The sequence below is a fragment of the Bacillus sp. CIS52 genome (genome assembly GCF_053545315.1).
Genome location: NZ_JBIUFR010000004.1, coordinates 72118 through 94212 on the forward strand (window position 1 = coordinate 72118; position 22095 = coordinate 94212).

The window sequence follows — 22095 nt, forward strand, 5'->3', positions numbered from 1 at the left end:
CTTCGGGCCGTTTTTTGAGTTTTGTTTATTATGGCTTCCGCCTTTTTTCGTATGCTTGGTCATAGCCGATTCCCCTCCGTTTTTCAGCTTGAACGTCATCCGTTCCTCTATAGCTTGCTCCCGCGATACGGATTTTCATCAGGAAGCTTTTTACGTTTATGTAAAAGCGCGTTGATTTCTCCTCCTAAAATCAGCAGGGTTCCCGTAAGGTAAAACCAGATCATAAGGACGATAATTCCCCCGATGCTCCCGTATGTGGCGCTGTAGTTGGCAAAGGTGCCGACGTAAAATGAGAACAGCATACTGACGATAATCCAGCCGGCTGCCGCAAATACGGCTCCCGGCAGCACAAAACGGAGGGAAAGCTTTTTATTCGGCGCGAAAATGTAAAGCGCGGTAAAGACGATTAAAAGGATAAGCGGACTGATACCCCAGCGGACAACCGACCACACCTGCAAAAATAGGCCGGAGGCGCCGATAAAATCCGCGGCCAGCATTCCGATTTCTCTGCCGAACACCGGCAGAAGCAGTGCGATTAAAATCGTAACCACCATCGCGATGGTTAAAAAAATTGAGGTCAGGCGAATGATGATAAATGAGCGGTTTTCCTCGACTTCGTAGGCATGGTTAAATGCTCTGACAATCGCGTTCATACCGTTAGAAGCCGACCAGATGACGGCGATAATCCCGAATGACAAAAGTCCGCCGCTGCGTTTGTTCAGCGTTTGCTCCGTAATGGATTTTACCATGGACATTGCGCTGTCGGGCGCGTATTGATCGACTGCGCCGAGCACGTCTTCTGCCGATATGGGAAGATAGGCGGTGAGCGTCAGCATGAAAATCATTAACGGAAACAATGACAGAAGAAAAAAATACGCCAGCTCCGCCGATTTACTTTGTCCTTCATGCAGAGAAAATCTTGCAAACAGCTCCTTTATAAAACTCATGACATCCCACCTCAATGATCGTTTTTCGAAAAATGCTCCTTCGTCTCTTTTAACAGGTCAATGACCTGCGGCGTCGTCTGCTTCAGCTTGGTGATCTGTCCGTTTAAAAAACTCAGATCGTCCGATACGGTATTGGCGATGCTTTTCACTTGATCCAGTTTTGCAGAAGCCTCCTGTTTCAAGGCTTCGGGATTATTCCGGTAAAATGCCGCACGCCGCCTGCACGCGTCCATGTTCCGGAAACATGCCTCTCTTGTCGGCTTATGTAATAAAGAAAGTGCTCCGCCGGCGGCAGCGCCGATCAGAATCGCTTTTGCCATGATGCGTGTCTGCTTCATCGGTCAATCCCCCTTATAAATGATGGTCTTTCTTTATTGTCTCCAGCAAATGACGGCACCCGGACTCGATCAGAGCGTACACTTCGCTGAAATTCCCGGTATAATACGGATCAGGCACGTCCGCAAGATCCGACTCCGGTACATAATCAAGCAGCCTTGCGATACGCGGCGCCGCTTTTTTATAACCGGCCATGCTGCGCAGATGCCCGATATTTTCAGCATCCATCGCAATGACGTAATCAAAATCGGTCAGATCAGACTCACGGACCTGTCTCGCCGTGATACCGCTTGTGCTGATCCCTTTCTCTTTAAGGATCTGCTCCGTTCCCTCATGCGGCGGATTTCCCGCATGCCAGGCGCCGATTCCCGCTGAATCAATGTTAATCTGCCCGTTCAGCCCGTTTTTCTTCACCATATCAGAAAATACCGCCTCTGCCATAGGCGAACGGCAAATATTTCCCAGACAGACAAACAGCACATGTATCATATCGATAACCTCCCTATTCTTTCCCCGCATTTTGAGGATCAAAAACCTTAACATCATCTTAGCAATTTTTCTGCGGCTGTGGAAATAAGCTTTTATTCTAAATGAATTCTGTTAGAATAAAGGGTACGAAAACGGTCATGAAAGGATGCATGAATTTGCCGAGCCAACAAACAGAAACGTTAAACAAAATGATTGAAGACATTTCGCAGAAGCTCAACATGCTCAATGTCGGCGTCATCAGAGCGGAAGATTTCAGTGATGAAAAAATAGAAGATCTTACATATCTTCATCAAATGGTCATGAAAAAAGCATCATTCAGCCCGAGTGAAATGCAGGCCATTGCTGAGGAGCTCGCCTCTCTCAGAAAATAAACCCGTGTCAGCCCCGCCAAAAAACGGCGGGGCTTTTTTGATTTAAAAAAATAAAAAATAAAAGTTCATCGGTTTGACACAATTAAAAAGAAGGCGTATAGTAACTGTGAACTTGGTATAACGATATACTAAATGAGCGGTCCGCTAATTTGTTTTTATTTAGTAGAACGATATACTTGCTGTCTTATCAGTGTTAATCAAGTATACCTGCAGCCGTTTTATCAAACCAGTTTTTAAAGAAAGGCAGTGGTTCAATAAAGGGGAATGGTTATGTGCGTTTATCAATTTAAAAAATAATTTAACTTTAATAACCGCATTAGGGGATGTCATCATGAAAAACATATACACCAAAATGGCAGCGGGTCTTTATATCAACTATTTCCTGCTGGGCATGATCAATATTATTATCGCATCGAATATGGAAGCATTATCAAAACAGCTTCATACATCCGCAGCCGGGGTCAGCTATTTGGTCTCCGCCATCGGGATCGGGAAGCTGATCTCGCTTCTGTTTGCCGGAAAGCTCTCGGATACATTCGGGAGACGGCCGTTTATCGTGGCGGGCGCATTTCTGTATCTGATTTTCTTAATCGGAATTCCGCTTTCGACAAACTATACGGAAGCGTTTATCTTCGCTATTTTCGCAGGGATCGCCAATTCATTTTTGGATTCCGGCACATATCCGGCGCTTATTGAAGGATTTCCGAAAAACGCAAGCTCTGCAACCGTGTTAATCAAAGCGTTTGTATCCATCGGCGCGACGGTGCTTCCGTTTTTTATCGCATTTATTGCGGACAGGCATTTGTTTTACGGGTGGACGTTTTTCGTGCCCGGCATCATTTTCTTCCTGAACGGCTTTTTCCTGTTGAAAGTTCCGTTTCCGAATCATAAGCAAAAAGATGACGGCGGCCGGACGGATGCTTCTCCGTCTGATGACACGTTCAGATCACAGCCGTCGATATGGCGCGAAGGCCTTGCCATTATTTTGTTAGGCTTTTCATCAACGGCGCTGTTTATGCTCGTTCAAGTATGGCTTCCTAAGTTCGGTCAATCCGTTTTGGGTATGCCCGAAGTGCAGGCCGTCAAATTGTTGAGCTATTACAGCATCGGGGCGCTTGTGTCCGTGTTATTGCTGGCTGTGCTGTTAAACAGAGTGATTCAGCCGATTACGGTAATGGTGCTGTACCCGGTGATCGCGGCAATCGCGCTGCTTGCTCTGATTTTCATTCAGCAGCCGGCCGTATCGGTCATCAGTTCCTTCGTCATCGGACTTTCAACTGCGGGCATTCTGCAATTGGCGATGACGGTTATGGCTGTTTTATTCCCTAAAAATAAAGGAACCATCACATCTTTTGTTAATATAGCATCAAGCTTATCTTTTATTGTCATTCCGCTTATAACGGGAGCGATATCCAAAACGGCCGGCCTGACCCCTGTTTTTCTGCTTGATATCGGAATTGCGGCCGTCAGCGCCCTCCTCGCATTGTTTATCGGTATCCGTTTTAAGCAAGTGATGAGAGCCTGACTATTTTTTAAAGGGAGAGAACATATCATGCAATCTATTACAATCAGAAACACGGTCATCGGCGAAGGACTTCCGAAGATCATTGTGCCGCTGATGGCAGCCCGAGAGAAAGAACTCCTTGAAGAAATTGAAGCCGTCAACAGGCTTAACCCGGATATCATTGAGTGGCGGGCGGATGTATATGAGCACGTTGAGAGCCCGGACGCCGTAAAAGGCATGCTTGAAAAGGTGCGGAAAGCTGCAGGCGCAACACCGCTGCTTTTTACATTCAGAACCCATAAAGAAGGCGGAAATAAAGTTCTTGACGTCCGCCTTTACATTGAATTGCTTAAAACCGTAATCGAAACAACACACATTGACCTTGTAGACGTTGAATTGTTTACGGGAGAAGCGGAAGTCAAATCAATTGTGAAAACTGCTGAAGACAATGGCGTATATGTCGTCATGTCCAATCATGATTTTCATCAGACACCAAAAAAAGAAGAAATCATCTCCCGGCTGCGGAAAATGCAGGCGTACGGCGCGCACATTCCGAAAATCGCGGTGATGCCGCAAAGCACTGAAGATGTTTTCGTCTTATTGGATGCCACACATACGATGAAAACACAATACGCGGACCGGCCGATCATCACGATGTCAATGGCGGGAACGGGCCTGATCAGCCGGCTGGCCGGGGAAGTCTTCGGCTCGGCGTGTACGTTCGGCGCGGGCAAAGAAGCATCTGCGCCCGGACAGATTCCCGTTGCTGAATTGCGAAGTGTACTCAGCATTTTAAATAAAAATATGTAATCAGCGTTTTTCTTCCCTCAAGCGGAATGAAAAACAAATGAATGGACTAACGGAGGAATACATCATGAAGAAAGATTTAGGACGGATTAACGGAAAAACTCAGCTTATCGGATTATTCGCGACACCGATCGGACACTCTTTATCTCCGACGATGCACAACCTGGCGTTTAAAAAATTAGGGCTGAACTACGCTTACCTCGCATTTGAAGTCGGCAATGAACAGCTTGAAGATGTGGTGACGGGAATGCGCGCCTTAAACGTCAGAGGCTTCAATGTCTCGATGCCGAACAAGATGAACATTCTCCCTTACCTCGATGAACTCGCGGATTCAGCGAAATTCACCGGTGCGGTGAATACAGTGGTGAATGAGAACGGAAAATTGATCGGACACTCCACTGACGGTATGGGATACGTCCGCAACCTAAAAGAACACGGCATCGACATCACAGGCAAAAAAATGACGCTGGTCGGTTCCGGCGGAGCCGCTACTCCGATTGCGATTCAATCCGCATTGGAAGGCCTCGGCGAAATCTCAATTTTCGCCCGCAATGACGCGTTTTTCGAAAAAGCGGAAGAGAATGTCCGCATCATCAATGAAGAAATGAAGGGCTCTTCTTGTAAAGCGAATCTTTTCCCGCTCGAAGATCAAGATGCGCTGCGTGCTGAAATCGCTTCAAGCGATATTTTCACAAACGGAACGGGTGTCGGCATGAAACCGCTTGAAGGCTTAAGCGTCATTGAAGACACATCCATGCTCCGTCCGGATTTGATTGTGACAGACGTCGTTTACAACCCCGTTACGTCGAAATTGCTTGAACAGGCTCAAGCGGCCGGCTGCCAGACCATTAACGGCCTCGGCATGATGCTTTGGCAGGGCGCCATGGCGTTTGAATATTGGACAGGCCGTGAAATGCCGGTTCAGTATATTAAAGAGCAGATGTTTGAATAATCTATTGTGACAGAAGCGCCGAAGGACAATCCGTCTTCCGGCGCTTTATCTTTTTCTCCCCCTCTCTCTTTCTTCTCACGCGCCAAAACGCTTATAATGGAGGTAACGAATAATAACCAAGTGAGGAATGCGACGTATGAAACAGCAAAAAAAACGCCGGGTGACATTGCAGCAGGTCGCTGAGCATGCCGGCGTCTCAACATCCACCGCCTCATTAATCGTCCGCAATAATCCGCGTATTTCCGAAGCGACCCGTGAGAAAGTGCTTCAATCCATGCGGGAACTTGGGTACGTATATGATCGGGTCGCAGCGAATTTACGATCACAGACGTCCACAACGGTAGGGTTGATTATCACTGACATTTCCAATACGTTTTTCTCAGAGTTTCTGATCGGCGTGCAGAATACACTCGAGGAAGTCGGATTAACAGTGCTCTTAGGCACGACATTTGATTCCGTCGCCAAGCAGGAGCAGCTGATCTCGACCATGCTGGAACACAGGGTCGGCGGATTGATTTTATGCCCGGTTTCAGGCGCAGCCGAGGAAACCCTTTCCCGCCTTGAGCAGCTTGATATTCCGGTCGTGCTCGCCGTCAGGGAGATTGCCGATGCGGACTGTGATTTTGTCGGAGCTGACTATGAGGAAGGCACCTATAAGGCAGTGCGCCACCTCATTGAGAAAGGGCACCAGGAGATTGCGTTTCTGGGCGGCGTGAAGCACTCATCAACATGGACGAAACGGATGAAAGGTTTTCAAAAAGCGCTCCGTGAAGCGGATCTTGAAGTGAAAAATGAATTTGTGATTGACAGCGCGCCGACCCGCGAGGCAGGCTATGAGGCAGTGATGGAGCTGCTCCGCCGGCCTGAGCGCCCGGCCGCGATTTTCTGTTTCAGTGATTTGGTCGCGTTCGGCGTCATGCAAGGGATCAGAAAAGCAGGACTCATCCCGGGCGAAGATATTGACATTGTCGGCTTTGATAACGTGCCGGAAGCTGAAATTTCTTATCCCCCGCTTACAACCGTTGCTTCTTTTCCCCGGCAGTCGGGAAAAGAAGCGGCTCAATTGCTGCATCATAAAATCACCAATTCCCAGCACCAAAAACAGCGCATTATTCTGGCGCCTGAGCTGGTCATTCGTGAATCTTCACAAAAAAAGCGGAACGCCTGATACGGCGCTCCGCTTTTTATTATGCAAGCAGTTTTAATGATTCGCGGTTGAATGCCGGAATGTCATCCGGTGTGCGGCTTGTGACCAGCTGGTTCTGGCAGACGACGACTTCTTCATCCACCACATTTGCGCCCGCGTTTTCCATGTCAATACGGATGGATGTAAACCCTGTCGCTTTGCGCCCGTCCAATGCTTTCGCGTTGATGAGAAGCTGAGGGCCGTGACAGATGGCGAAAACCGGTTTTTTATCATCCATAAATGCTTTGGCAAATTGGACGAAACGGTCATCCGCACGCAGCATGTCAGGTGAGAATCCGCCCGGGATCAGCAATGCGTCAAAGTCTTTCGGATTCACATCATCGATGGACGCATCCACTTTCACTTCCGCTTCCCCTTGTTTGCCTTTGACTGTTTTTCCTTTTTCCTGTTCAATCACTGTTAATTCATGACCCGCATCTTTAAAAGCTTTTGCAGGTTCCGTATATTCGACGTCCTCAAAATAATCCGTTAATACAACTGCAATTTTTTTACCCATAGTTACTACCTCCTGCTTGATGAAGTCTACATAAATCCATGTACCCCAGCCACACTAACATCAAACATAAAAGACTCATTTACCGCCCATTCGTTTTACATAGGTCATTATCCTCATTTTTCTTCTTTTTACAAGAATCATCATGAAATCTATATAAACTTTCACAAAATATTCTTACAATGGTACTGCATGACAAAATTTGTTGAAAGGTGGAGAACAGGTGAGAATACAGAAAAGACGATGCAGCGTCAATAAGACTCTCCGTATTCTGCTGCCCCTAGTTATGATACTTAGTCTAATCCTCCCAATAACACCCATTAAAGCAGAAGAAAACAAATCCTCCAGTGTGAATCTCAGCATTTTAGCGACAACTGACGTTCACGCCAATATGATGGACTACGATTACTACAGCGACAAACCGACAACGGAATTCGGGCTGGCCCGAACGGCTCAGCTCATTGCGAAACACAGAAGCGAAAATCCGAATACGCTGCTTGTCGATAACGGAGACCTGATTCAAGGAAATCCCCTCGGAGAATACGCTGTAAAATATCAGAAAAACGATATCATTTCAGGCGCAAAGACCCATCCGATTATTGAAGTGATGAATAGTCTGCACTATGACGCAGGAACACTCGGCAATCATGAATTTAATTACGGGCTGGATTTTCTGGACGGGACGATGAAAGGCGCTGATTATCCGATCGTCAACGCCAATGTGAAAACATTGAGCGGTGAAAACCGCTATACGCCTTATGTCATAAAAGACAAAACCGTCACGGATGAAAACGGCGGAAAACACCAGCTAAAAGTCGGCTACATCGGCTTTGTCCCTCCCCAAATCATGACGTGGGATAAAAAAAATCTTGAAGGACGCGTTCAAGTCGAGGACATTGTGGAATCCGCGAAGAAAACCGTTCCGAAAATGAAAGCTGAAGGTGCCGATATCGTCATCGCCCTCGCCCACAGCGGCATCGAAAAAAAAGCACAGTCCTCCCGTGCGGAAAATGCCGTTTTTGATCTGGCAACGAAAGTCAGCGGAATTGACGCGATCGTATCAGGCCATCAGCACGGTCTGTTCCCTGATGCTGAATACAAAGGCGCTGATCAATTCGACGTCGATAAAGGCACGATTAACGGCATCCCCGTTGTCATGTCAAGCAGCTGGGGCAAATATGCGGGCGTCATCGACCTCCGGCTTGCAAAAACAGACGGCGCATGGCATGTGGAAGATGGGAAAGGCAGGATCGAGCCGATTGCCGGCAATGTGACTTCGGAAAACGAAACCGTCGTCAATACCGTCAAAAAAGCGCATGAAAGCACACTGCAATACATCAGAGAACCCGTCGGCCAGACAAAAGCCGATATCAACAGTTTTTTCGCCCAAGTCAAAGATGATCCGTCCATTCAAATCGTGACGGATGCGCAAAAATGGTACGCCGAAAATAAGATGAAAGATACGGAATATAAAGATCTGCCAATCCTCTCGGCGGGCGCTCCGTTTAAAGCCGGCGGGCGGAACGGTTCAAACTACTATACAAACATTTCCGCAGGTGACCTCGCCATCAAAAATATCGGCGATTTATACCTGTATGACAACACGGTTCAGATCGTCAAGCTGAACGGCAGCGAAGTGAAAGACTGGCTTGAAATGTCCGCAGGGCAATTTAATCAGATCGATCAGGCAAAAGGCGGCAGCCAAGCGCTTTTAAATGACGCCTACCGCTCATACAATTTTGATGTCATTGACGGCGTCACCTATCAGGTCGATGTCACAAAACCGGCGAAATACAACGAAAACGGAACAGTCATTCATCCCGATGCAAGCCGGATCGTCAACCTTTCTTATAAAGGAAAACCCGTCAGCGCCAAGCAGGAATTTCTGATTGTCACAAATAATTACCGCGCTTCAGGAGGCGGAGGATTTCCTCACTTAAGCAATGATAAAATCGTATACTCATCAGCCGATGAAAACAGGCAGGTCTTAATGGATTACATCATCCAGCAGAAAACAATTAATCCGCAGGCTGATCATAACTGGTCCATCCTTCCGGTCAAAGGGACGAACCTGACATTTGAATCCTCCTTGGCCGCAAAGCCGTTTGCCGACCGCGCAGATGACGTCGCCTATATCGGAAAATCACAAAACGCCGGCTATGGACAGTACAAGCTCCAGTTCAAAGATGATGAACCGGGCACAGATCCGCCGAAAGATGACGCATGGAAGCTCACCGTTATGCATACAAACGACACGCACGCCCATCTTGATAACGCGGCGAGGCGGATGACGAAAATCAAAGAAATCAGAAGCGAAACCGACCGCAGCATTTTGCTTGATGCGGGAGACGTTTTCTCAGGCGATCTTTATTTCACAAAGTGGCAGGGGCTGGCTGATTTAAAATTGATGAACAGCATGGGCTACGACGCAATGACCTTCGGAAATCATGAGTTCGATAAAGGCCCAGGTGCTCTCGCCAGCTTCCTGAGCGGGAACGGAAGCGCAGCTGACCCGTCCGGAAAATACAATTTCCAAGCGCCTGACTTCCCGCTTGTCAGCTCAAATGTCGATGTGTCCAAAGAGTCAAAACTCAGACCATTCATGAAAAAAGCAGACACCTTTACGGCAGGGAAAAAGAAAAAAGCAGGCATCTATCCATACATTCTGCTTGATGTAAACGGAGAAAAAGTCGCCGTATTCGGCTTAACGACAGAAGATACGTCCGTCACATCAAGCCCGGGTAAAAGCATTGTCTTTAATGATGCCTTCCAATCCGCACAAGATACGGTAAAAGAAATACAGAACAAAGAACATGTCAATAAAATTGTCGCCCTGACCCATATCGGGCATCAGCGTGATCTCGATCTCGCCAAAAAAGTAAAAGGCATCGACTTAATCGTCGGCGGACATACGCATACGCTTGTAGATAAAATGGAGATTGTCAAAAACGAAGAGCCGACCATCGTTGCCCAGGCAAAAGAATACGGCGAATATTTAGGCCGGGTGGATGTCGCATTTGACAAAAACGGGGTCGTTCTTCCGGAACAATCCTCTCTTCAAGCGCTGCCGGTGAATGAGCAGACGAAAGAAGACCCGGATCTGAAAACAGAGCTTGATCCGTTTAAAAAAGAGCTCATCTCCGTCAAAAATGAAAAAGTCGGCTCCACGAAAGTTGCGCTTGACGGCCGGCGCGAGCATGTCCGCTCTAAAGAAACCAATCTCGGAAACTTCATCGCGGACGGCATGCTGCAAAAAGCGAAGGAAGCCGCCGGCGCCCAGATCGCGATCACAAACGGGGGCGGCATCCGCGCGGGCATTGATAAAGGCGACATCACACTCGGCGATGTGCTGAATGTGATGCCATTCGGCAACACGCTTTACGTCGCGGATTTAACCGGAAAACAGATCAAACAAGCTCTGGAACAAGGGTTAAGCGGAATTGAGGCTCAAGGGGGTGCCTTCCCTCAAGTTGCCGGTTTAACATACACGTTTACACTGAATAAAAAGCCGGGACACCGCGTTCTTCAAGCTGCGGCCGTGCAGGATGACGGCAGCGTAAAGCCGATTTCTGATAAGAAAACATACAGAGTCGCCACCAGTAACTTTGTCGGTGAAGGCGGAGACGGATATTCCGTCTTTAACGAAGCATCCCATAAAGAAGACCTTGGCTTTGTCGACTATGAGGTCTTTATCGAGCAGCTTGAAAAAGCGGGAAAAGCGGTGGAACCGAAAGTTGACGGCCGCGCGCAAGAAGTGTACCTGCCGACGAAGCAAAAAAACGGCTCGTGGACGCTTGAAGATGACAGCGCATTTGCGGTCTATGCCAAAAACGCCAATACACCGATCGTATACTACGACAAGAATGACGGCGCCAAAAAGCCGATTGATCTCAGCGTAACCAAAAAACAGATCGGCCTGTTAAAGGACAGAACATCTGATTCTTCCCTTACGATCCTGCATGACAAGTTCAGCATGAAAATGCCGATGGCAAACGCTGCAGCTGATGAGACACGGTTCGGCGTGACGCCGAAAAAGAAAGTTAGCGGCGCGCTTTCAAACGTATACGACTTTACAATGAAGCAGAAAAACAAAGACATCAAAACATTCAAAGCGCCTGTAAAGCTTACCATGCGCATTGAGAATACGAAAAAGGCGAAACAGCCGGGCATTTATCACATAGACCGGAAAAAGAACGCCTATACAAAAACAGACAACGGATCGGTTTCACACGATCTCGTCACGGGCTATACCAATCATTTCAGTGAATACGCGATATTAAACGCAAACACGAAGAGCTCGCCGCCGACAAGCGGAGATCACGGCTCCGGAAAGCAGCCAAACGGCCAAAACCCTTCATCCGGCCAAGCGCAGGACGGAGTATCGCCGGGCGGCCTGCTTCCTGATACAGCCACAGCGATGTATTCCATCCTCCTTGCCGGGTTTCTCATCAGCGCGCTCGGAACGGCACTGTATCTGTATCAAAGAAGAAAAGCAAAAAAAGTGAACGAAGCATAAAACGGCTGCTTTTCTCAGGCGGTTCTCCTAAAAGCTCTCCTGATCTGATGTCAGGGGAGCTTTTCTCGGTCCGCCTTCTGAATCGATAGCGGTACGGCCGAATGATAAAATATGAGCGTTATTTATGCAGCAGCTGCATAGCCTGACACTTCACGGCGAGGCCTGTTTGGAGGACTTTTTTTGAAAATAACAAAAAACAAACGAAACAGCATGACTTACAAAATAAAGCTGTTTTACGTGATAACAGCGCTTTGCTGTATCAGCTCGCTCATTTTCGTCAATTACAACGCTTCTTTTTATGAGCGCCCGATTGCCAAAGTGACGAAAACAGCATTGGAACACCAGTCTGATGTGCAGGACATGCACAAAAACAAAGATAAGATTTTCAGTCAGACGATTACAGCCAAACTTGAAAACGGCAGTCAAAAAGGAAAGCTCATTCATTTGTCCAATCAGTATTCCTCATCCGGAGCGAATGATCAAAAGTATCAGCCCGGCGATGAAGTATTCGTGTCAATTGATAAAGGGAAACCATCAAGTAAGGATATATCCGGAAGCATTATAGATAAAAAACGGGATAAACAGCTTTTGCTGATCGCTTGGATTTTCATATTCACCCTATTGATCGTCGGCAAAAAACAAGGCTTCTTTTCGATCATCAGCCTGATGTTTAACGCTGTTTTATTGTCTTATGCATTAGATTTATACCGAAAGCACCCGAATATCGGGCTGATTTTCATCTGCGGTATCTGTATTCTCATCTTTACTGTCATTTCATTGCTGCTTGTCAGCGGTTTTCACGCGAAAACATATGCCGCCATAGCCGCGACGCTCGCAGGCACTTTTATCTCCCTGCTCATTACGTATTTAGTGATGGCGGCAACCGGAGAAAAAGGTCTCAGATATGAAGAAATGCAGTATTTAACCCGCCCTTATCACACGGTGTTCATGGCCGGGGTATTTATCGGATCACTGGGAGCGGTCATGGATGTGGCCATTACCATGACGTCATCTGTCTTTGGATTATATGAAGAAAACAAGAGTATCTCATTACAAGCACTCAAACGTTCCGGAATGGAGATCGGTAAAGACATCATGGGGACGATGACCAACATTCTGTTTTTTGCTTATATCAGCGGCTCTATACCGATGATGCTTTTGTATTTGAAAAATGATTCCCCGATAGGATTCACTCTTTCTATGAACATTTCCTTGGAAATAGCCAGAGCATTGGCCGGGGGAATCGGAATTGTATTAACCATCCCCGCCAGTCTGTATGCTTCTGTCTTTTTTATTAAACGAAAGAAGGCAAGCTCATGAATGTCATCGTAATTCTTGCGGCGATTTTATTTCTATTGATGGTTCTCATCGGCGGTAAAAAGGGAGCGAGGTCTTTTATTGCGCTATTTTTAAATTTCGGCGTTCTCTTTCTCACCATCATTTTAATGACAGACCCGCACATCAATCCGATTGTTTTAACATTGCTCTCTTCCGCCGCGATTTGCAGTATTACACTTTTTTATATTAACGGGGGAAACGTCAAAACCGTAACCGCCTTTATTTCTGCCATGCTGACGATCGTATTGATGCTGTTTTTTATTCTGGCCGTCACGAAACAGACTTCGATTCAAGGGTTTGGTGAAGAAGAACTGGGTGATATCGGCATATTCACACTTTTTGTCGGGGTGGATTTTGTGAAGGTTACCGCGGCTATGATCATTATGGGCACGATAGGAGCAATTACCGATGTCGCGATCTCCATTACATCACCGATGAGAGAGATTTACAGCTATAACCCGTCCATGAGCCGAAAAGATCTGTACAAATTCGGTTTAAGCATCGGGAGAGATATTTTAGGAACGAATACGAATACGTTATTCTTTGCTTTTTTCGGCAGCTATTTGGCTTTAATTATCTGGTTTAAAGACTTATCATACTCTGCTGAAAAAATAGTGAACTCAAAAGTCTTCAGCGCGGAAGCCGTCACCATTCTTTGCGCCGGCGTCGGGATCGGCATCATCATTCCCGTTACGTCCTGGATCACCGCCTGTTTTTTAGCGAAACAGACGAAACGTTAAAAGCTGCCGGGAAAATCCCGGCAGCTTTTTTTATTGATCTTATACCCACTTTACAACGTCTTTTGCGGCAGATCTTGTTTTCGGACGCGGTTCTCTGACACGGTAACCGAATGCGGCCATGACAGAGATGTCGAAACTTCCGTTTTCCAGAAGCCCTTCTTCTTCAAGAATCCGGTGAATTTCTTTGTAGTTGAAGCCTTCTACAGGGCAGGAGTCGATTCCGATCTGCGCCGCGGCTGTCATCATATTGCCAAGTGCGATGTATGTCTGTTTTGAAGCCCAGTCAAACAGCGCTCGATCTGATTCAAGCAGATTGAAATCATTTTTCTGGAAATCTTCTGTTTTGCTGATATAGCCTTCATACATATCTTCCGGCATTTTTTTGACTTCCTTCAAGTGGTTTTTGACATAATCGGCGTCAAAACGGATATCCTTTGCCGTCCGGGCAAGCAGAAGTACGAAGTGGCTTGCAGTCGGCAGCTGCTTTTGCGCGCCCCATGTGAACTCGCGGAGTTTTTCCCGAAGCTCCGGGTTTTGAACGACGACAAATTTCCAAGGCTCCAAACCGAGTGAGCTTGGGGACAGTCTTCCCGTTTCTAAAATGAATTCAAAATCGCTTTCTGAAATTTTTTTCTCAGGATCAAATTCCTTTGTGGCGTGTCTGAATTGATACGCTTCGATGATCTGCTGTTTTTTATCTGACATCATGATCTCTCCTTTTTATCTCGTTATGTACTATTGTAGCCATTATTTTTGAAAGTACCAGTACGCACATTTTTGTTGGATAGTATTCATTTTGATACTGACAAAAAACGGGCTGCCGCGGCAGTCCGTTTTTATTTTTCTCTTCTCGCAAAGCCGACGAAACGGAATGTATCGAGCTGGTGCCGGCTTTCCGTTATGAAAGAAGCTGGTGTCCTCCAAAAACACATGGTTTTTCACGACTGCCATATGGCTGAATCCGGGCGAAATTCACAACAGGAGCGCAAAAAGCATACAGTACTGTACAACTAAGTTAAAGAGGTGTGAAGAGATGCCATCCACTGTTATCAACCTGTACTATCTGAAGATTAACAGTATTTCTGGCAACGGATCTATTACGATTGGGGAAGCGGCATACAACAGTCCCACCACAAACAACAAATCACAAGGACTGAACTCTTCATTCGGCGATACGTCACCTATAGAATCGATGATGGAGAACTTGTTAAATGATCCTGATGTAAACGACCAGACAGCCATCGGAACCGCAGATACCGCAAATATTACACCGGTGCCGCCCATTATAGATTAAAGGGGTTTTTATGAATGCCTTACCAAATTAACGTCGTCAATATAAAAGTAAACGGAGCCACCCAAAACGGAAACGTCGATATCGGTCAGACCGTACAAAACAGCCACACCGCCAACAGCAAATTTGTCGGCGCGAACTTTTCTTTAGGAGACTTTTCACCGGCCGCCGGATGTTTGAATTCGGGCCATCTTGACCCTGATGTGAGCGACCAGGATCAGATCGCCAACCCGTCAATGCCGATCGCAAATCAAATATAAGGGGGGTTTGCTGAAGTGGATATCGAAAAAATGAGAAAGTGGCTTGAGATTACGAACGAGCACAAGCCCAGCGACTTTTGGACCAATGTCCTGAAACGGAAATCTCCCGAAGAATTTTTCTCCTTACAAAAAAACACCTTGGTTTATGATATCTATCAGGATGAACAGCACACATTTGTCATTGTGGAAATGCCCGGCGTTTACGAAGAAGAATTGACATTGAGGCTGGTGTCAAGAACGCGGCTGCATATAAAAGGAAACATCACGCCCCTTTTTCCAAAGGACATGGGGATCTGCCAAAACCGATATTACGGAGAAATTGATGAGACGATTGAACTTCCTGAACCGGCTGAGCCCCATCTGCTGCAGGCGCAGTGCATGAACGGCCTGCTCCACATTTCCTATCCGCGCCTTATGGAGTACATTCCTTTTCAGCAGAAAATATAAGGAACCGGTTTACGGACGGTTCAGCCGTCTGTACACTTTCTCCTTATAATGAGAAGATGCGGGTTCTGAGAACATGTCTCTCTCCTCCGTCAGCTTGTCGAGTCTGACTTGTTTTTCCGTCCGTTTGTTCCGCAGGTGATCCAGCTCCGTTTCATTGCGGCACTTGGCGATCAAATAATCGAGCGTCATCAGCTCTTTCTTCAGCGCGCCCTCATCCTCGGCGATCCCGGCATTTTTCAACATGCGGTAGCCCATTCTGAGCGACTCCGGAAGATGTGCGGCATCGTCTTTCGGCAGGGGCTTTCCCATACCTTTGATGCCGGCGAATTCTCCATCCTTAATGGCGCGCTTGATTTTATCTTCAGCCACGATATGGGCAATATCCATCACTTGTTACCTCCTTTTTTCAATTAGACCGGATCATATCCATACAAAAATCCTGATCCCATTTTGTTCCATTCGGATTTTTCTTAGGCGGCATTCATCAGATAAACCGCCGTTGCGACAGCGTTTTTCGCCCTTTTTCCGATGAGCCTTTTCCACCTTTTCTATTTGCTGGTTTCATGGTATATTGATTACGTTCGTTTTTTCTATCGTTCCGTGTAAACCGTGATCGGAAAAAAGGAGTGTAACAATGAAAACATTTATAAAAGAAAGAGGACTTGCCTTCTTCTTGATAGCGGTCGTGTTATTGTGGGTGAAAACATATGCTGCTTATATTTTAAACTTTAACCTCGGCATAGACAACACGATCCAGAAAATATTGCTTTTTGTGAATCCGCTGAGCTCCGGCCTGTTCTTTCTTGGATTTGGACTTCTTTTCAAGAAAAAATTACAGCAGACAGCCATTATTGTGATTCATTTTTTATTGTCTTTTTTGCTTTATGCAAACATCGTCTATTATAGATTCTTTAATGATTTCATTACCATCCCGGTCATGATGCAGGCAAAAACAAACGGCGGCCAGCTCGGAGACAGCGCGTTCTCATTAATGAGATGGACAGACGCCTTCTACTTCCTGGATACCGTCATTTTGATTATTTTGGCCCTTAAGATGAAAAAACCGGCTGAAAAACCGGCGAAGAAATCATTCAGAATCGTTTTGGCTTCCGCCGTGCTTATGTTCCTGATCAACCTCGCCGTAGCGGAAACCGACCGTCCTGAGCTTTTGACACGCTCATTTGACCGTAACTATCTGGTGAAATACTTGGGCACGTACAACTTTACGATTTACGATGCCGTGCAGAATGTGAAGTCAAACAGCCAGCGCGCGCTTGCCGATTCAAGCGATGTAACGGATGTGGAAAACTATATGAAGGCCAACTATGACGTGCCGAACAATGTCTACTTCGGAAAAGCCGAAGGAAAAAACGTCATCTACGTCTCATTAGAGTCTCTGCAGTCCTTCATCATTGATTACAAAATTAACGGCAAGGAAGTGACGCCGTTTTTAAACAAACTGGCGCATGACAATCAAACATTCTACTTTGATAACTTTTTCCACCAAACGGGACAAGGTAAAACATCAGATGCGGAATTTATGATGGAGAACTCTCTGTACCCGCTCTCGCAAGGTTCGGTTTTCGTCAATAAAGCGCAAAACACGCTGCAGTCCGTTCCTGCGATTTTAAAAGGCAAAAACTACACGTCTGCCGCTTTCCACGGAAATACGCAGACTTTCTGGAACCGTAACGAAATGTACAAAGCAGAAGGCATCGATAAGTTTTTCGATTCTGCTTATTATGACATGAGCGAAGAGAATACGAAAAACTACGGCATGAAAGACAAACCGTATTTCAAAGAATCCATGCCGCTCTTAAAGAGCCTGCCGCAGCCGTTCTATACGAAGTTCATTACGCTGTCAAACCACTTCCCGTTCGGGATGGATAAAGAAGACACGGACTTCCCGGCGGGAGACTTTGGCGATTCGGTCGTCAATAACTACTTCCAGTCCGCGAACTATCTGGATGAATCAATCGAACAGTTCTTTAATGACCTGAAAAAAGACGGCCTGTATGATAAATCGATTATTGTGATGTACGGAGACCACTACGGCATCTCTGAAAACCATAATAAAGCGATGGCGAAAGTGCTTGGCAAAGATGAGATCAATGAATACGACAATGCCCAGCTTCAGCGGGTTCCGCTCTTTATCCACGCTCCTGGCGTGAAAGGCGGCCGCAACCATAAATTTGCCGGCGATGTCGATGTCGCGCCGACCGTTCTCCATCTGCTCGGCGTCGATACGAAAGATTATCTCATGTCCGGTTCAGATATCTTATCGAAAGAGCACAGAGAAGTGATTCCGTTCCGTAACGGCGACTTCATCTCACCGAACTACACGAAAGTATCCGGCAAGTATTACGATACGAAAACCGGAAGACTTTTAGATGATTCAGAAGTCGACAAAAAAGAAGACTCACTCGTCAAGACTGAGCTTGAAATGTCTGATAAGATCATCAACGGAGATCTGCTTCGCTTCTACCAGCCGAAAGGCTTCAAGAAAGTGGATCCTTCAAAAATCGATTATACAAAGCGTGAAGATTCTTCAGCAGATGATCAAAAAGAATAAACAAAAGCCAGATCATATCAATGATCTGGCTTTTTTATGTTCAGCTCCCGGCAGCGGCCATAGAGCGCTTTTGCAGGCTGTCGGAAAGAACCGAATAAGCGACGACTTTCTTTTTCTGCTGTTTGACGACATCTACATGATCTTCGTAGCTGTATACAAACACCGTCACATCTTTTTTCCCTTTTCTCGTCTTAATGACAAGCGGGTCGGCTCCATTCTGCGGATGAAGATACCGCTCTTCATCACCTGGGTATATATAATGCCGTTCGATAAATACGGCTTCGTTAAAATCATCAATCACCCGGCGTTTGTCTTCGCCTTCCAGACGTTTTCCGCCGAGGGATACGGCAGCGGACGCGTCACTGAGCTTCGAATGGGTTTCAAATTTTCGGAGAATCCATTCCACCGCTCCGGTAGGAAGGCATGTCAGCACAATCTTAATCAGGCTTATGACAACAATTGAAACAACTGCAATCCACGTCACCTTACATCATCTCCATACTTGTTCTACATGAATCTTACCACAGGAGGAAACGTTGTTTTTTGTCCATTATGTGAAACTTGATATATGTTCAAAAAAACCCGGATCACATAGATGATCCGGGCTTCGGTCTACTTCTGACCGTCATGGCGGACGGCCTCTCTCAGCTCTTCTGCGACAAATTCGACGTTCGGCCCGATAATGACCTGCGCCGTTTGATTCCCCGTTTTGATAACCCCTTTTGCTCCCGCTTTTTTAAGTGCCGTCTCATTAATCAGGGATGTATCCTGAACGGTCAGTCTGAGGCGGGTCGCACAGTGGTCAATCGTTTCGAGATTTTGTCTGCCGCCGAGCCCTTTGAGCATGGCATGTTCTTCAACCGAACCGGCCGTATCCTCACTAAGCACTTCTTCCTCTTCCTCATCGTCTTCCCGTCCCGGCGTCTTCAAGTTTAACGATTTGATGAGCACGTAGAAGACAACAAAATAGATCACCGCATAACAAAGCCCGACAACGAGCAGCAAAAGCGGTTTTTCCGCAATACCGTAGCTGAGAATATAATCTATCGCCCCCGCTGAGAACGAAAAGCCTGACCTGATGCCGAGAATATTGACGATAAATAAAGAGAACCCGGTTAATAAAGCATGAACTCCGTACAGAAGCGGTGATAAAAACATAAATGCAAATTCAATCGGTTCTGTAATTCCGGTAATAAATGCCGTCAGCGCAAGGCCGATCATCATTCCGGCCGTCGCTTTGCGCTTGCTTGGCTTAGCTGCGGCAATCATTGCCAGACAAGCGGCCGGAAGCCCGAACATCATAATCGGAAAGAATCCCGTCATATAAGTCCCGGCCGTCGGATCCTTCGCAAAGAAGCGGGCCAGATCTCCCGTTTTTCCGTGAAAATCGCCAAACTGGAACCAAAAAATATTATTCAGCACGTGATGAAGACCGAATGGAATCAAAAGCCGGTTAAAAATCCCGTAAATCCCGGCGCCGATGCCTCCGAGCCCGATCATCCATTCCCCGAATGACGTAATCACCGACTGAATCGGCGGCCACACAAAGCCAAAAATCCCGGCCAAAATAATGGTAATCAGCGCTGTTACAATCGGAACGAGCCTGCGTCCGCTAAAAAATCCGAGATATTCAGGCAGCTTCGTATCCTTAAAGCGATTATACGTGTATCCCGCAATTAACCCCGCGATAATCCCTCCGAAAACGGCCATATTATTTGTCGAATTGATCGATTTTACAGCCGCGTCCAGCATAATATAGGAAATTGCTCCCGACAGAGCGGCGGCCCCATTGCTGTCTTTTGAGATCCCGATCGCGATTCCGATCGCAAAAATCAGCGGCAAATGATCAAATACCGCTGTCCCCGCCGCATAAATGAACGGAATATTTAATAAATCCTCTCTGCCGATGGCCAAAATAATACCCACGGCGGGCAGAACGGCAATCGGAAGCATAAAGGATTTTCCGAGTTTTTGCAAAAATTGAAGCATTTTACCCATCCCCCTTCTTTTTTCTTAAATATATCACATAAGTTATCTAGTGATCTATACCAATTTTCCCTTCATTTATGCACATAAGGCTTGTTGGTTTTCTATTTATAAAGCAGTTGTGGTAAGCTTGAATCAGATGATTAAACATAGAAAGCGGGAATGACAATGATTGTAACGAACGATCAAGAATTAGAAGGTCTTAAAAAAATCGGCAGAATCGTCGCCCTGGCGCGTGAAGAAATGAAGAAAAAGGCAGAGCCCGGCATGAGCACGAAAGATCTTGACCTGATCGGAAAGGCGGTGCTTGACGAACACGGAGCCGCTTCCGCTCCGGAGAAGGAATACGATTTCCCCGGCGTGACATGCATCAGCGTAAATGACGAAGTCGCTCACGGCATTCCGAGCGCCTCTAAAATCTTAAAAGCCGGGGATCTTGTAAATATCGATATTTCGGCGGAGTTCGGCGGTTTTTATTCCGATACGGGAATTTCATTCGTGCTCGGAGAAGGCGATGAACGTCTGCAAAAGCTTTGCAACTGCGCACAATCCGCGTTTCAAAAGGGACTGGATCAGGCAAAAGCCGGAAAACGCCAAAATCAGATCGGCAGAGCCGTCTACCATGAAGCCCGCTCCAACGGATTTACCGTCATTAAAACGCTGACGGGCCACGGAATCGGCAGAAACCTCCATGAAGCGCCGAACCACATCATGAATTACTACGATCCGTTTGATAACGCGCTGTTTAAAAACGGCACCGTGATCGCGCTTGAGCCGTTTATTTCCACGAAGGCTGAAACCATTGTTGAAGCGGGAGACGGCTGGACATATAAAACACCGGATAAAAGCCTTGTCGCCCAAGTGGAGCACACCATCGTCATCACAAAAGACAAACCGATTATTTTAACGGCATTGTAATGTTTCATCTCCCTTCCAAACAGGTATACAACAACTAACCCGAAGGAGGGAGACGCATGAAAAAAGATAAAGAAAAAATCAAAATCGAAAACGAAATACACGCCATGCACGGCGTTACGAAACAGCAGATTTTAGAGGATTTCGAGGAATTTAAAGCGTACCTTCACCAGAAAATTTCCGCCGGAAAGAAACTAGGCCTGGATGACAGCAAAATCATCAAAAGCGCCGCCATCCTCGGGGACTATCTCGCCAAGCACGAGGAGCCCCGCAATGCGGAAGAAAAACTTTTACAAGAGCTGTGGGATATTGCGGATGACAATGAAAAACAGCATTTGGCCCAGCTTCTCGTCAAACTTGCCGGACACTGATACAGTGCCCGGCTTTTTATGTTTCGTGACAAGAGATGTGCTACACTGGACATATGTCTGTGAAAGGAGCCATTTTTCAACATGTGGTTTATTATCTTCGGGTTTATTTTCTTTATTGAAAGCATCATTCTTACCGTTTACGGGGTGAAGAAAAAGAAGGGGATGCTGATTTATTTCGGCGTCGTATTCGGAATTATGACACTCGGCACGGTGCTGTTAAAATTAACCGGCCATTAAGCATGAAAAGACCGCCCTTTACATATATATGTAAGAAAGCTTTACATCTCTGAATCGAAAGGCTCAGTTTTTGCTTTCCCCCTTTTCAGCGTCTTTTTATAGATGTTACAATGCCAAAAGTTTGGCAAAAACTGAAGAAACTCTCCCCTGCGGGAGAACGGAGAAAGGAGTTTTCTGACATGCATTATGGCAGTAAAGGCTGGTATGTAGAAGAATTAAAGAAAAAAGGAATTACCCACTATGAAGGAAGAAAGCTTCAAAGCTTCAAAAAGTATTTCCTTGCCAATCTGCTGGAAACAAAGAAACAAGCATAACG

At 46.4% G+C, this 22095-nt stretch carries 24 protein-coding genes and 1 pseudogene; 16 read left to right on the top strand and 9 right to left on the bottom strand.

The window, feature by feature from the left end; all coding sequences use genetic code 11:
* Positions 1-107: 107 nt before the first annotated feature.
* Genes ACH32G_RS14880 through ACH32G_RS14890 form a run of 3 tightly spaced genes read right to left on the bottom strand, consistent with a single transcriptional unit; the run spans position 108 to position 1772 of the window.
* Complete coding sequence (locus ACH32G_RS14880; protein WP_033574984.1) at positions 108-947, bottom strand: YihY family inner membrane protein; 840 nt, start codon at positions 945-947, stop codon at positions 108-110.
* An 11-nt stretch (positions 948-958) separates the two neighbouring features.
* Positions 959-1285, bottom strand: a complete 327-nt coding sequence (locus tag ACH32G_RS14885) for a hypothetical protein (RefSeq protein WP_016936766.1) — start codon at positions 1283-1285, stop codon at positions 959-961.
* A 13-nt stretch (positions 1286-1298) separates the two neighbouring features.
* A complete protein-coding gene (locus tag ACH32G_RS14890) occupies positions 1299-1772 on the bottom strand; it encodes a low molecular weight protein-tyrosine-phosphatase (protein ID WP_016936767.1) in 474 nt (157 codons plus the stop codon).
* A gap of 155 nt (positions 1773-1927) precedes the next feature.
* On the opposite strand from ACH32G_RS14890, the gene ACH32G_RS14895 reads away from it, so the two are divergent.
* The 5 genes from ACH32G_RS14895 (at position 1928) to ACH32G_RS14915 (ending at position 6574) form a co-directional block, all read left to right on the top strand.
* Positions 1928-2143, top strand: coding sequence for a DUF1128 domain-containing protein (locus ACH32G_RS14895; protein WP_003155571.1), 216 nt, complete (start codon positions 1928-1930; stop codon positions 2141-2143).
* 331 nt (positions 2144-2474) lie between these two features.
* Positions 2475-3668 (top strand): MFS transporter, encoded by a 1194-nt coding sequence (locus ACH32G_RS14900; protein ID WP_448814511.1) that lies wholly within the window; start codon positions 2475-2477, stop codon positions 3666-3668.
* Positions 3669-3695: 27 nt separating this feature from the next.
* Positions 3696-4457: a type I 3-dehydroquinate dehydratase gene (gene aroD / locus ACH32G_RS14905; RefSeq protein WP_448814512.1), complete on the top strand. Its 762-nt coding sequence runs from the start codon at positions 3696-3698 to the stop codon at positions 4455-4457.
* A 64-nt stretch (positions 4458-4521) separates the two neighbouring features.
* A complete protein-coding gene (locus tag ACH32G_RS14910) occupies positions 4522-5406 on the top strand; it encodes a shikimate dehydrogenase (RefSeq protein WP_016936770.1) in 885 nt (294 codons plus the stop codon).
* 136 nt (positions 5407-5542) lie between these two features.
* Positions 5543-6574, top strand: a complete 1032-nt coding sequence (locus tag ACH32G_RS14915; protein WP_448814513.1) for a LacI family DNA-binding transcriptional regulator — start codon at positions 5543-5545, stop codon at positions 6572-6574.
* A 19-nt stretch (positions 6575-6593) separates the two neighbouring features.
* On the opposite strand, the gene ACH32G_RS14920 is transcribed toward ACH32G_RS14915, so the two are convergent.
* Complete coding sequence (locus tag ACH32G_RS14920) at positions 6594-7109, bottom strand: type 1 glutamine amidotransferase domain-containing protein (RefSeq protein WP_003155578.1); 516 nt, start codon at positions 7107-7109, stop codon at positions 6594-6596.
* A 220-nt stretch (positions 7110-7329) separates the two neighbouring features.
* Here ACH32G_RS14920 and ACH32G_RS14925 point away from each other — a divergent pair, with 220 nt between their 5' ends.
* From ACH32G_RS14925 to ACH32G_RS14935, 3 genes are all read left to right on the top strand, one after another.
* Positions 7330-11622, top strand: a complete 4293-nt coding sequence (locus tag ACH32G_RS14925; protein WP_448814514.1) for a multifunctional 2',3'-cyclic-nucleotide 2'-phosphodiesterase/3'-nucleotidase/5'-nucleotidase — start codon at positions 7330-7332, stop codon at positions 11620-11622.
* 180 nt (positions 11623-11802) lie between these two features.
* Positions 11803-12942, top strand: a complete 1140-nt coding sequence (locus ACH32G_RS14930; RefSeq protein WP_448814515.1) for a YibE/F family protein — start codon at positions 11803-11805, stop codon at positions 12940-12942.
* Complete coding sequence (locus ACH32G_RS14935) at positions 12939-13700, top strand: YibE/F family protein (RefSeq protein ID WP_047476487.1); 762 nt, start codon at positions 12939-12941, stop codon at positions 13698-13700. Before ACH32G_RS14930 ends, ACH32G_RS14935 begins: the two co-directional genes overlap by 4 nt.
* Before the next feature lie 39 nt (positions 13701-13739).
* Here ACH32G_RS14935 and ACH32G_RS14940 read toward each other — a convergent pair whose 3' ends face one another.
* Positions 13740-14405: an NAD(P)H-dependent oxidoreductase gene (locus tag ACH32G_RS14940; protein ID WP_016936776.1), complete on the bottom strand. Its 666-nt coding sequence runs from the start codon at positions 14403-14405 to the stop codon at positions 13740-13742.
* 131 nt (positions 14406-14536) lie between these two features.
* Positions 14537-14663, bottom strand: a pseudogene (locus tag ACH32G_RS14945) (trehalose operon repressor); the annotation flags it as partial.
* A 70-nt stretch (positions 14664-14733) separates the two neighbouring features.
* Between ACH32G_RS14945 and ACH32G_RS14950 the strand changes: the two are divergent.
* The 3 genes from ACH32G_RS14950 to ACH32G_RS14960 are packed head-to-tail and all read left to right on the top strand — an operon-like array spanning position 14734 to position 15698.
* Complete coding sequence (locus ACH32G_RS14950) at positions 14734-14994, top strand: spore germination protein (RefSeq protein ID WP_007408496.1); 261 nt, start codon at positions 14734-14736, stop codon at positions 14992-14994.
* A gap of 14 nt (positions 14995-15008) precedes the next feature.
* The gene (locus ACH32G_RS14955; protein WP_003155595.1) at positions 15009-15251 is read left to right on the top strand and encodes a spore germination protein; all 243 of its coding nucleotides are present in this window, start codon (positions 15009-15011) and stop codon (positions 15249-15251) included.
* Positions 15252-15266: 15 nt separating this feature from the next.
* The gene (locus ACH32G_RS14960) at positions 15267-15698 is read left to right on the top strand and encodes an Hsp20/alpha crystallin family protein (RefSeq protein ID WP_016936777.1); all 432 of its coding nucleotides are present in this window, start codon (positions 15267-15269) and stop codon (positions 15696-15698) included.
* A gap of 9 nt (positions 15699-15707) precedes the next feature.
* Here ACH32G_RS14960 and ACH32G_RS14965 read toward each other — a convergent pair whose 3' ends face one another.
* The gene (locus ACH32G_RS14965) at positions 15708-16085 is read right to left on the bottom strand and encodes a DnaJ family domain-containing protein (RefSeq protein ID WP_016936778.1); all 378 of its coding nucleotides are present in this window, start codon (positions 16083-16085) and stop codon (positions 15708-15710) included.
* Between the two features lie 247 nt (positions 16086-16332).
* On the opposite strand from ACH32G_RS14965, the gene ACH32G_RS14970 reads away from it, so the two are divergent.
* Positions 16333-18270, top strand: a complete 1938-nt coding sequence (locus tag ACH32G_RS14970; protein ID WP_264819824.1) for an LTA synthase family protein — start codon at positions 16333-16335, stop codon at positions 18268-18270.
* Positions 18271-18310: 40 nt separating this feature from the next.
* Here the strand turns inward: ACH32G_RS14970 and ACH32G_RS14975 are convergent, their stop codons facing one another.
* Both ACH32G_RS14975 and nagE read right to left on the bottom strand, forming a co-directional pair.
* Complete coding sequence (locus ACH32G_RS14975) at positions 18311-18754, bottom strand: YfmQ family protein (RefSeq protein ID WP_007408492.1); 444 nt, start codon at positions 18752-18754, stop codon at positions 18311-18313.
* Between the two features lie 128 nt (positions 18755-18882).
* On the bottom strand, positions 18883-20259 hold the full coding sequence (nagE, locus tag ACH32G_RS14980; protein WP_366971624.1) for an N-acetylglucosamine-specific PTS transporter subunit IIBC: 1377 nt from the start codon (positions 20257-20259) through the stop codon (positions 18883-18885).
* A gap of 165 nt (positions 20260-20424) precedes the next feature.
* Between nagE and map the strand changes: the two genes are divergently transcribed.
* The 4 genes from map (at position 20425) to ACH32G_RS15000 (ending at position 22093) form a co-directional block, all read left to right on the top strand.
* Positions 20425-21174: a type I methionyl aminopeptidase gene (gene map, locus ACH32G_RS14985; RefSeq protein WP_064778125.1), complete on the top strand. Its 750-nt coding sequence runs from the start codon at positions 20425-20427 to the stop codon at positions 21172-21174.
* Positions 21175-21230: 56 nt separating this feature from the next.
* On the top strand, positions 21231-21542 hold the full coding sequence (locus ACH32G_RS14990) for a DUF3243 domain-containing protein (protein WP_003155607.1): 312 nt from the start codon (positions 21231-21233) through the stop codon (positions 21540-21542).
* Between the two features lie 81 nt (positions 21543-21623).
* Positions 21624-21779 carry a hypothetical protein gene (locus ACH32G_RS14995; protein ID WP_003155608.1) on the top strand — a complete coding sequence of 52 codons (156 nt, stop codon included), beginning with the start codon at positions 21624-21626 and terminating at the stop codon, positions 21777-21779.
* Between the two features lie 179 nt (positions 21780-21958).
* Positions 21959-22093 (top strand): YflJ family protein, encoded by a 135-nt coding sequence (locus ACH32G_RS15000; protein WP_003155609.1) that lies wholly within the window; start codon positions 21959-21961, stop codon positions 22091-22093.
* Positions 22094-22095: the final 2 nt, after the last annotated feature.